Annotated in this window: 9 protein-coding genes; 3 read left to right on the top strand and 6 right to left on the bottom strand. The window is 41.7% G+C overall.

The window, feature by feature from the left end; all coding sequences use genetic code 11:
• Positions 1-53: 53 nt before the first annotated feature.
• Complete coding sequence (locus AC1DU2_RS20120) at positions 54-932, bottom strand: carbohydrate kinase family protein (protein WP_477360014.1); 879 nt, start codon at positions 930-932, stop codon at positions 54-56.
• Positions 933-1,095: 163 nt separating this feature from the next.
• On the opposite strand from AC1DU2_RS20120, the gene AC1DU2_RS20125 reads away from it, so the two are divergent.
• Together AC1DU2_RS20125 and AC1DU2_RS20130 are read left to right on the top strand one after the other, a co-directional pair.
• Positions 1,096-1,515 carry a YybH family protein gene (locus AC1DU2_RS20125; RefSeq protein WP_477386346.1) on the top strand — a complete coding sequence of 140 codons (420 nt, stop codon included), beginning with the start codon at positions 1,096-1,098 and terminating at the stop codon, positions 1,513-1,515.
• 56 nt (positions 1,516-1,571) lie between these two features.
• Positions 1,572-2,564: an AAA family ATPase gene (locus AC1DU2_RS20130; protein WP_477386348.1), complete on the top strand. Its 993-nt coding sequence runs from the start codon at positions 1,572-1,574 to the stop codon at positions 2,562-2,564.
• A gap of 4 nt (positions 2,565-2,568) precedes the next feature.
• Here the strand turns inward: AC1DU2_RS20130 and AC1DU2_RS20135 are convergent, their stop codons facing one another.
• Complete coding sequence (locus tag AC1DU2_RS20135) at positions 2,569-3,480, bottom strand: helix-turn-helix domain-containing protein (protein WP_477386350.1); 912 nt, start codon at positions 3,478-3,480, stop codon at positions 2,569-2,571.
• A 57-nt stretch (positions 3,481-3,537) separates the two neighbouring features.
• On the opposite strand from AC1DU2_RS20135, the gene AC1DU2_RS20140 reads away from it, so the two are divergent.
• On the top strand, positions 3,538-4,515 hold the full coding sequence (locus tag AC1DU2_RS20140) for a phytanoyl-CoA dioxygenase family protein (RefSeq protein ID WP_477386352.1): 978 nt from the start codon (positions 3,538-3,540) through the stop codon (positions 4,513-4,515).
• Between the two features lie 64 nt (positions 4,516-4,579).
• On the opposite strand, the gene AC1DU2_RS20145 is transcribed toward AC1DU2_RS20140, so the two are convergent.
• The 4 genes from AC1DU2_RS20145 to AC1DU2_RS20160 all read right to left on the bottom strand — a co-directional run bounded on the left by AC1DU2_RS20145 (position 4,580) and on the right by AC1DU2_RS20160 (position 10,489).
• Positions 4,580-5,134, bottom strand: a complete 555-nt coding sequence (locus AC1DU2_RS20145) for a hypothetical protein (protein WP_477386354.1) — start codon at positions 5,132-5,134, stop codon at positions 4,580-4,582.
• Between the two features lie 499 nt (positions 5,135-5,633).
• Positions 5,634-6,515, bottom strand: a complete 882-nt coding sequence (locus AC1DU2_RS20150) for a cupin-like domain-containing protein (RefSeq protein WP_147053222.1) — start codon at positions 6,513-6,515, stop codon at positions 5,634-5,636.
• Between the two features lie 262 nt (positions 6,516-6,777).
• Positions 6,778-7,899 carry a radical SAM family heme chaperone HemW gene (gene hemW, locus AC1DU2_RS20155; protein WP_477386356.1) on the bottom strand — a complete coding sequence of 374 codons (1,122 nt, stop codon included), beginning with the start codon at positions 7,897-7,899 and terminating at the stop codon, positions 6,778-6,780.
• 85 nt (positions 7,900-7,984) lie between these two features.
• Entirely contained in the window at positions 7,985-10,489 is a 2,505-nt protein-coding gene (locus AC1DU2_RS20160; RefSeq protein WP_477386359.1) for a mechanosensitive ion channel family protein, read from the bottom strand.
• Positions 10,490-11,059 lie beyond the last annotated feature (570 nt).

Below are 11,059 nucleotides of genomic sequence, written 5' to 3' on the forward strand. Positions count from 1 at the left end.
GTCTTTACTATCAGCCCTCAAGATATTTTGAATTTTGAATTTTTACTTTTGAATTAAATATACACCAAGCTATTCAACAACTCGGTGGGGTAAATAGGGTTGGCACCTCGCTGACTGGCAACATAGGCGCCTACGGTACATGCTTTATCAACAACCATTTGCATAGGGTGATTGGCCAGCAACCCTGCCACAAAAGTGGCCAGGAAGGCATCACCTGCGCCTACCGAATCTCCAACTTTTACAGGGCATCCGGGGCTTTCATAAAACTCATAATCGTGCCATACTATCGCGCCGTGCTCACCGCGGGTTACACATATGGTACGGTTATGGTATTTGGAGCGGAATTCAGTTATCTGGTCGCGTAAAGAGCTGTTGCTACCACCAATTAACAGGTTGGCCTCTTCTTCGTTCATTTTTACCACATCGGCGCGGGCCACAAGCGTTTCGATAGTAGATAGTGTATAATGCGGCGGGCGCAGGTTTACATCAAATATTTTAAGGGCATCAGTTTCGTCGAGCAGGTTGAGCAAGGTTTCGCGCGTTTGGGTGGAGCGGCAGGCCAGGCTACCATAAACAATGGCCGCCGAATTTTTCGCCGCGGTATTAAGCGCATCGGTAGTTTCAATACAATCCCATGAAACAGGCTCGGGAATGATGTAAGTAGCCTGGTTATTCTCGTCAAGCTGCACCGTAACCTCGCAGGTTGGGTATTCATCCTCTTGTTGGATGAGGTCGGAATACAGGCCGTTTGATTTCAGAAATTCAATCAGCATGTCGCCGCTATTATCCAAACCAACCGAGCTTGCAAAGGCAACGTTTACGCCTTGCTGTACCAGGTGCCTGGCCACATTCATAGGCGCGCCGCCCGCTTTTTTACCATCGCCAAAAGCATCCCATAAAACTTCGCCGAAGCTTAATACCTGGTTTTTCATAAAAGAGTTTTTTGTTAAGGCAGTGAAATCAAAGATAACAGGATTTTTGACACGGTTTAAGGATTTAGCAGGATTTTAATGTAAGACAAAAGTCATCGAATGTAAACTAAACAAAATTCTGTTAGTCCTGTCGAATCTTGAAAATCGTGTTTATATTCAACGTATGAAAAAACTTACATTTTCTTTTCTTCTTATGCTTACGGTTTGTGTGTGCCGTGCGCAGGACAAGCAAGCAATTGCCAATTTAATGTATACCCAGCAAAAAGCATGGAACCGCGGCGATGTTGAGGGTTTTATGCAGGGCTACTGGAAATCAGATTCGCTGGTATTTGTAGGCAAAACCGGCCCCGATTATGGCTGGCAAACCACGCTTGATCATTATAAAAAGCGTTATCCGGATAAAGCGGCCATGGGGCAGCTTAAGTTTACCCTGTTGCAGGTTAAAGTGCTCGATGCAACTAATGCCTTCGTTTTGGGTAAATGGCACCTTAAGCGAATTAAAGATGAGCTTGGTGGTTATTATACCCTTTGGTTCCGCAAAATTAACGGCGAGTGGAAAATAGTATGCGATCATACCAGCTAAATATCATATTTGAGATTTGCTTAAAAGCTTTATACCTTTGGCCGGGATTTTAATGGATGAAAAGAGGTTTGGTTATAGGCAAGTTTATGCCTTTGCACAAGGGGCACATTGCATTAATTGATTTTGCTTTACAGCATTGCGATGACCTTATTGTTTTGGTAAGCGCCAGTTATGACGAACCTATATGGGGCAGCCAGCGGTTGGAGTGGCTGAAGGAAACCTATAAAGACAATATTAAAGTGAGGCCATGGCTGTTAAACTATGATGAAGCCGTTTTGCCAAACACCTCTGTATCCTCAGAAGGGGTGTCCCGCATTTGGGCCAATTACTTACAAAAGGAATTACCTGCTGTTGATATCATATTTGCATCAGAACCCTATGGCGCTTATATGGGGCGGTTTTTGAATTGCGAGAGCATGATATTTGACGAGCCACGCAAAATAGTACCCGTATCGGCTACGCAGATCAGGGAGAAGCCATTCGCCTTTTGGAATTTTTTGGCTGATGCTGCCAAGCCCTATTTTACCAAAAAGATATGCCTGCTGGGTACCGAATCTACCGGGAAAACAACGATGGCAAAACGACTGGCCCATCATTTTCATACGCTTGATGTTCCCGAAATGGCGCGCGATATTTTGGAGCACACCAACGAATGTACCGAAGAAGATTTACTACAGATAGCCGAACTGCATGCCAAAACCATCAATGAAAAGATAAAAGTAGCTAACAAGATTTTGTTTGTAGATACTGATCTGAATACTACCCGGTCATATAGTCACTTTTTGTTTGATAAGGATTTGCAGGTACCCGAATGGGTTGAAGCGACAAATCATTTTGATTTGTATATATACCTGGATGTTGATGCTCCCTATGTACAGGACGGCACCCGCCTTAATGAAAACGACAGGAACCGGCTGGACGAAAGCCACAAACAGGAGTTAGCGAATCATGGTATCCACTATGTGTTAATACAGGGCGATGACTGGGACGAAAGGTTTGAAAAAGCAGGTAAAGCAGTAGTGCAGTTTATTAAAACAGGGGCGGTTTAGGATTTTACGTGTTAACCCAATGCCTTTTAAAATCCGACGGATTTTGGCCCTCTATTTTATTGAATAGTTTGTTAAAGTACGATAGGCTTTCAAAACCAACAGCGTAACATACTTCGGTTACATTTTTATCCTGCATGAGCAGGTTTTTGGCAACATCAATGCGGTATTGGTTTACAAAATCGGTGAAGGTGATATTGGTTTGTTTTTTGAAGTACCTGCAAAAGGCCGCTGTGGTAAAATTTACTTTGGCCGCTACCACATTTACATCGGGGTTGCGGTTGTAGTTACTGCCTATGTATTCATACACGGCACCCATCCTGATTTTATCTTTCAAAAAAAATTGCAGGCTGATTTCATCATCATTTAAAATGGTTATTTCAGAAGAATTGGCCAGCACCTGGAAAATCTCCATCAGTGCCAATAATTGGTCGAATGAGTTTAACGCCGGTAACTGCTTTAACTTTTGTACCGCTATGCTTTTGGTTTCGCCATGAAATGCAATGCCATTGGCCGCTTTTTTAAATAGTTGATTAATAGGGGTAAACTCGGGTGTTATGGCAACGGCTGTGCCCAAAAAATCTTCTCGCAATTGAACAACAATCTGGTGATATTCGCTGCGGAGGCGGTAATCAAAATTAAGGTGGGGTAAATTGCTGCCGATCAAAACCAGGTCGCTTTGGGTATATCCCGATATGTGCGAACCAACATGCCTTATGCCTGCATCAGCCTCTACATATACCAGTTCATATTCGGGGTGGTAATGCCATAAAAAGGTATTACGGAGCCTGGGCGAAAACAGCTTGAATGATTTGCCCGGTTCAAAATCAACTACCTCTAACTGTATTTTATCCATCCATTGTCCATTGATGTTTAATAAAGATACATATTTGGTCAATGTAGAGCAAATAATGGTCATTGTAAAGAATAACCGCCTTTGCAAGGGGCGGTAAATTTGTATTATTAACCAATACAAATGATGAAGACAACAGACGCCACCATGACCATGACACCCGGACCGGAAAACGCGCATAAAGAAATTCCCGGCAATCCATCTACAGCCAAAACGAGCAGTATTCACCTTAATGAACGCAAGAACAACGAACCGTTGCGGGTATTAACCGAAGCAGACTGGAAGTTTTGGGTAGAAAATGGATACGTGATCGTTAAAAATGCCGTACCTAAAGAACAGGTTGCCAAACTGGCCGCTTACCTGTGGGAATATGAAGATAAGGATGCCGATAATGTAGAAACCTGGTATAAAAGGCCCAGCGCCCAAATGCAAATGACCGAGCTGAATAACACGGGTATGGTTGAGATTTATAATCAGCAATTGATGTGGGATAACCGGCAGTACCCCAAAGTTCATGCGGCCTTTACAGATGTTTGGGGTACCGAAAAACTTTGGGTTACCATTGACAGGGCCAACCTTAACTTTCCGCTTAAACCAGGTTTTGAATACAAGGGATTTATTCATTGGGATTATGACCCCGAAACCAAGCCGCAAAATGTACAAGGTGTACTTGCCCTGGCCGACCAGACAGACGAAGCCATGGGTGGTTTTCAGTGCATTCCCGAATTGTACCGTACCTACGATACATGGAAACTTACCCAGCCTGCCGACAGGGATCATTACAAACCAGATACTACCGGTTTTAAGATAGAGAAAGTGAAACTGGAAGCCGGCGACCTGCTGATATTTAATAGCCTGCAGCCCCATGGTATTCGCCCCAACACCAGTAACAACAAAGTGAGGATAGCACAATATATAGCCATGATGCCCGCCCAGGAAGATAATGAGGAATTGAGGCAGTGGCGCATTAACAGCTGGCAAGGCCGCGAAGCCATGCAAGGTTACGCTTTCCCCGGCGACCCGATGGAGCGCGAAAAACAAAACCCGGTTGCTGAATTATCTGATTTAGGGAAAAAGCTCCTGGGATTGGAGCGGTGGTAGAAAGATAATTTGCTTTGTTTTCAGTTGGCTGTGTCCTCACAGCCAACTTTTGCCGTATAGATGTTTATTCCTTTTTAGTTTTTTTCTTTCTCAAGTACTTGCTAAAAACATTAATATACCTGTCGTCAAATTTCACTTTAGTTATATCTTCGAAATTAATTTTATCCGGGCTGTCTGAAATGAAACCTTCGGCATCAAAATACTCAATGTGGACCTTTTTTGTGGTGATTTTCAAGATTGGGCCGATACTAAAGATAATGTTGGTTGGATCTTCAACCTCGACAATAACATTCAGCCCGGTAGCTTGTATACTTTTGAAAACTGATTGCCAATTGCTCAAATCAATTTTATAGCCGATACCTACTTTGGCCGCTTCGCCTTCGGCTATCATGATTTGTTTAAAACACTTGTCGAACTTATTATGCCTGATCTTCTTTAATTGGTTAACAGGAAGCACAACGTAACCATGCAGTGTAAAGTCGCCTGCTTCGTGCAGCAAAATAAGATCATCAGAAAAATCAAGAATATATCCGCTGCTGGTTTCGTCGACTCCGTGGGCTACCGTTCGCGTAATTTTGACGTAATTGCCTAAATGAAGTTTTAATTTATCAGCGATCATAAATGATAAGTTTTGCCTTAAAGATATAATAATACCTGTGATTGGCCGAGGTAAACTGCCTGTGAGGCAGGCAAGCGCATTAAATATTTATTGACGATGACCTGTTATTTAACTAGCTAAGGTAACAAGCTTATAATGTAAAAATAGCTATAACCATCAAACGATACCTTGTGTTTATGCATAGCCCAGGTAAAAAGATCCCAGCCCTTTAGGCTCCTTGCCTGGGCCAACAACAGGCGCAAACATTTAGATGCGTTTGAATTGCGAACAACAATAATTTAGTGTTAACCATGTTTAATTATAACATATTAATTATCAGCTGCTTAAAAATAAAATCCGTAAAATGTGTTAAGTTATGTTAACCCAGTTTGATGCGTTTGTCCTTAGGGTACGAGCATACAGCCGACGGTAGAAATAAAAATAGCGGAGAAGAAAACCTCACCGCCATAAAAAGTCTTTAATAAAACCCGAACCGGGCAACACGACCTGGCAACAGAAATCAAAAAGGTTTGCCCGCTGCAAGCTCTTTGTTAGCCCATTTAACAGCCAATTCCTCGCGGAACTTTGCGTATTTCTCCTTAAAAGCCATCTTGAGCAAGCTATCTACGCCGCCTTTAATTGCCAGGTTGTACAAGCTGGCGGCTTTGCGGGTCATGGACGCATCCCAGGCACGCAGGCTTAATGAATAGGAGCCGTCAATATATTTCATCCAGTGCCAATATCCGGTAGGCATAAACAGGGTATCGCCGTGCTCTAAAAATACTTCGGTACCTTCTACACCGTCCAGTGCAGGGAATTTTTTTACATCGGGGTTCAGCACATCATAATCCTCCAGCGCATAGGTAGCGTTAGGGATGCAGTACAGGCGGCGTTTCCATTTATTTTCAAATAATATAACGTGCTTACGCCCGCCAAAATGGGTGTGGAAAATGTGGGGTAAATCGATATCATAATGTAAAAACGTTACCGAGTTTGATCCACCGAAGAACATGCCGGGCATGCTTTCTAAAAAGCCACCCATGAGGTCTTTGGGTAATACAATATCATTTAATAATTGGGGCGCCTGTTTGAAAATATTGAAAAAGAAGATACGCAACTCTGTGGGTTTACTGCGTATCAGATCAATATACTCATCAAAAGGCATTTCGGTAGCCGATGAATTGATAGGTTTTGATGGATCGGCTTTGGAGTTATCGTACAAGGGCACCACCTTATTGCCAACAACGCTCTTAAGATATTCTGGTGTCCATTTTTCGCGGGCGGGCCATGTTTTGGTGAGCCCCTTGATTACTAATGGACGGCGCGGGTTTAAATAATTGTTCTTGAAATCCTCCGGAGAGATATTTTCAACAGTATCAATCGGCTTAAGTATAAAACTCATAAATGTTACCTTCCGGTTGGGTTAAATTTAATTAGGGATACTACAGTATTACCAAAAAGTAAACAAAGGAACGAAATAAAACACCAAAAGGTAACCGGGTGATGTCAAAAAAAATGTACCCGCTTCATCATTTACTCATAAACATAGCCTATTTGGCATGGTTAACGGCCAGTTTTTCGTTCCAACCCATATAATACTTTGCGCTTAGTTGTTTCTTAATTGGAGTATCAAGTTGCCAAAAAGTGACCACATTTGATACCAGTTAAAAGAAGAGACCGGCGGCTATATTATCAGCGTAAAGCTTGCCGGCGGCTGTCAGATAGATGATACCATCCTTTTCAATAATCCATTCTTTATCAAAAAACTCGCGGGCCTCTATTTGCAACTGATCTGATGCGCCTTTGGCTATGGCATTCAAGCGGTTTAAATCCAGCCCCCACATGGTGCGGATGGAGGTCATGATGTATTCGTTCAGTCGGTTATTTTCGGTGAGGGTTTCCGTTTCGGCAGGTATTTTACCGCTGATGATGGCTTTAGTATATTTAGCGTTATTGGCAATATTCCATTGCCTTACCTCACCGTTATAGGAGTGTGCCGATGGGCCGATGCCCAGGTATTTAACCCCCTGCCAGTAGTTGGAGTTATGTTTTGAATATTTACCAGGTAGGGCAAAGTTTGATATTTCGTAATGCTCAAAACCATGCTCGGCCATGGCTTGCATCAAAACCATAAATTGGGCCGCGCTTTGCTGGTCGTTCATGGGCGGCTGTTTTTTTTTGCTGATGAAGGCTGCCAGGGCGGTTTGTGGCTCTACCGTCATGGAATAAGCAGATATGTGCGGGATAGACAATTCAAAAATCCTATCCAGGTTTTGCTTCCACTTGGTGTCGGTAAGTAGGGGGTAACCATAAATTAAATCGGCCGTAATGTTTTCAAAACCGGCATCCTGTACCCTTTTTACAGCCGTTTCAGATTCGCGGGCCCGGTGGGCGCGGTTCATCCAAACCAAATCCTCGTCAAAAAACGATTGGATGCCTATACTAAATCGGTTTACATCGGTCTGTTTAAACGCTTTTACTTTGGCCACATCCAAATCATCCGGATTGGCTTCCAGCGTAATTTCGGCATCTGAGGCCACGGTATGCAGTTCTGTTATGGTATTAATAAGCAGGTGAATTTCATCCGCTGCCAGTACCGAAGGTGTGCCACCACCAAAGTAGATTGTCTCAACTGTTTCGCCGTTTAGGAAACTTTTTTGTAGCTTAATTTCGGTTACCAGTGCTTGTACCAATTCATCTTTATACTTTGGCGACGTACTAAAATGAAAATCGCAGTAATGACAAGCTTGTTTGCAAAAGGGTATATGTATATAGATGCCTGCCATTATTTTTAGTGCTTAAACGGCAAAGGTAAGCGCAAATAGGCTTTTAATGCACACATAAAATCATCTTACTAAATCAACGGCTATTTTAACGTCTTGCCGGTGGAAGCCCCGCATCACCAGCCTCGTCGACTTTTCCGGGAATACCGATATTTCCCGGAAAATTAACCTGTATATCTTTTTGCCCTTTCGGTATCTCTATCCCCTCTTTATCAAACTCAATATATATTGCCAGCATCACGCTGCTTTTCAACCCTTGCCATTTAGAGATATCGTCGGCCCAAAATAAAGCCTTAAATTCGATGGCCGAGTCGCTAAAGTTATTTAGAAAGACTGTTGGGGCCGGGCTTTTCATAATATCATTATTGGCCTTTATAATCCCGTTAAGAATGCTCTCAACTTTAATTACGTCTGCGCCGTAGGCAACCCTTATCAGTAGTTCCACCCGGCGGTTGTTATTGCTTAAGGTCCAGTTTATCACGTGTTGAGATATAAGGTCGCCGTTGGGTACAATAAGTTCCGATCCATCGCCACATTCAATTTTGCTTGACCGGATTCCAATTTCTTTAATTGTGCCCGATTTGCCGCTTACCTCAATAACATCGCCTACCTGCACCGGTTTTTCAAAAGCCAGTATAACGCCCGATACCAGGTTGTTTACTATATTTTGTAAACCGAAACCAATACCTACGCCCAATGCACCAATAATGATAGTTACCCTATCCATAGGGATACCCGCAGCTGTTATGGCTACAAAAAAGCCAACCACAAACACGGTTAACCTGATGAGTAATATTGACGAACGGGTTTTTTTAGCCTGCGGAGTCAGCTTGGTTTGCTGTCCTGCAAAATCATAAAAATAACTGATCACCCTTGCTACCAGGCCAGATAACCATATAACGGCCACAAACACCAAAATGCTGCGGAAGGTAAATGCGGTGCTGCTTACCTGGTGCGGCGAGTTTAAAAAATCATTTGCCTGGTCATATATATAATCGTCGATGGCCAGGTTTTTAGCCAAAGCCACAAACCATAATATACCAATAATTTTAACCAGGAAACCTTTTGATTTTTTTTGTAGCTCTTTAAAATCAAGAAAAGATGTAATGTTATGTCCTGATTTTTTGTTGCCCTCTAATTGTAAAAACAAGCTTTCCATCAGTATTTGCAACAGTATATAAAAGCCCATGGCCAGGCACAGGTTTAAAGTAGCAGTAACACTGAATATTTTGGCCAGGCTAAACCGCCCCGTAATGTTTAGGAGTATGGCAAACCCATGCAGCGCTATAAATACTTTTAATATCAACTGCATATAAGGCGGGTACGCTTGTGCTGTTTGTTTTACCTGTTTAAGTAGCTGCAACGAATAATAGATTACTACTCCGGATAACAGCAACAATAAAATCCTGTCTGTGTAGGTTATCAAAACCATAAGGCTGCTGATGCAAAAAAATGTAGCAGCTATAAATAACACATAATAGATTTTATATAGCGGCCTGGGCCAGTTGTTTTTAATCAACAAGCCAATACTTGCCATCATGATTAAAAACATGGTATGCGTAAATGCCTGGGTAGGATGATCATACAGGTAAGGTGATACCAGGCTAAAAACAGTTAAGGTTGATAGGTACGGATACTTTACTATGTAATTTGTTTGTTCAAATATGCCATCGCATTCACTGTTCAATTTTGCCACTTTTTTGCGGCTATTGTAAATCCATCCAAAAAAGGCAACCAATATCAATAAATTTACAATGTGGGCAACAAAGTTTGATTTGTTGGTTATAAAGTAGGCGTAAAGCAGGTAAATCAAGCGGCCGGTCTTTGTAAAAGCAACACTTAGGGTGTTAGGCGTTTTACTTGGGTGTGGGTTCCAGATAAAGCCATATTCATTGGTAAGTGCATTAATTGTAAATTCGTGAATTTTTAAATCTATCCTGTCATCAAGGTCAATTAGCAAAATGGATAAGGCTGATACCCTGTTTTCGAGCAGGCCAATCCTGATCATCGATTTTTTGGCGCCGTTATCTAAATTTTGCCATTTGGTATCCAGGTCTTGCACCTGTGCAATGGTTTTGGCTCGAAGGCTGCTATCTGAAGGGGCATTGCGCAAAACAGTATCCGACTTAAATTCAGATACCTTGTCGTTAATGGCATCAAGCTGATTGTTGTAAATAGTTATCCGGTCTTCCCATGAGTCCATTTGACTTTTAAGATGATCAATAATGTCCCTGATGGTAACCAGGTTTCCCAATGTAGATGAACGATCGATGGCGTTACGCATCAAGGCCATCCGTTTCTCTAAAGTAGGTAGCTCCTGGCTTATCTCTAAAGTGTCGAAACCGCGCGACAGATCTGAATTTGTTTCCACGTATGAGGTAGTATAATCCTCAATTTTACCAAGCAGTATATTTACCGAACCATCTACATTCTTAAACGAACGARTTACAGAATCTCTTCGCAAAACCTTCTTCCGTAACGAGTCTCTTACAGATAGGTGGGCCTTCTTTTTTTTGACCTGGGCGGGGCAGTCCTGAGTTAATGCCAGTATAGCAATTAAAAAGAGGCAGATGGTTTTAAATAGGTTTTGCATTATCAATTATACGTAATAGATATTGTTGAAGTATTGCCGGTAGCCAAATAGTTTTTAAACTATCGGGAGTTTGAATAATTATACTGATAACGGTATTAACAGAGCAATTGTGTTTGCTGTTTTTATTATTTAACGAGAACAGGGTAAAGGGAGAGGAAGATTAGCGCTAAGTTTAAATTTTCAAGTATTTGATTGTAATAAGTAGATGTAATTTTTATACCTAAGTGTCGAATTTAAAGAACAACGTAAATCGCTCGCTTAAGTTAATAAAATCGCGTGCGCTGATTAAGGTATATTTCTCCGGTGTTAGAAGTGATGCCCCGTTTTTTTTGATTGCTTACGGGACGTTAAGTACCGGCTATCATTCACTACAATATTTAATGCAAATTGTTAGTATGCAAAAGAGTTAGTGAAAAAGTATAAATATATGATTATCGTTTAAAACGTATTAAATATCAAAATTTATCTGTGTTGTATTTTGATTTATCAAAACTGTTAATTGATATTATGATATATATAATGACATAGATTAAGCACCATGCTGTCATGCAAAATAGTGCTATTTGAAAC

It is taken from the genome of Mucilaginibacter sp. P4_C11 (assembly GCF_056402115.1).

Excerpts from the sequence above, each read along its gene's own strand:
- AC1DU2_RS20120 (WP_477360014.1), bottom strand. The coding sequence starts at position 932 with ATGAAAAACCAGGTATTAAGCTTCGGCGAAGTTTTATGGGATGCTTTT.
- AC1DU2_RS20125 (WP_477386346.1), top strand. The coding sequence starts at position 1,096 with ATGAAAAAACTTACATTTTCTTTTCTTCTTATGCTTACGGTTTGTGTG.
- AC1DU2_RS20130 (WP_477386348.1), top strand. The coding sequence starts at position 1,572 with ATGAAAAGAGGTTTGGTTATAGGCAAGTTTATGCCTTTGCACAAGGGG.
- AC1DU2_RS20135 (WP_477386350.1), bottom strand. The coding sequence starts at position 3,480 with ATGACCATTATTTGCTCTACATTGACCAAATATGTATCTTTATTAAAC.
- AC1DU2_RS20140 (WP_477386352.1), top strand. The coding sequence starts at position 3,538 with ATGATGAAGACAACAGACGCCACCATGACCATGACACCCGGACCGGAA.
- AC1DU2_RS20145 (WP_477386354.1), bottom strand. The coding sequence starts at position 5,134 with ATGATCGCTGATAAATTAAAACTTCATTTAGGCAATTACGTCAAAATT.
- AC1DU2_RS20150 (WP_147053222.1), bottom strand. The coding sequence starts at position 6,515 with ATGAGTTTTATACTTAAGCCGATTGATACTGTTGAAAATATCTCTCCG.
- hemW (WP_477386356.1), bottom strand. The coding sequence starts at position 7,899 with ATGGCAGGCATCTATATACATATACCCTTTTGCAAACAAGCTTGTCAT.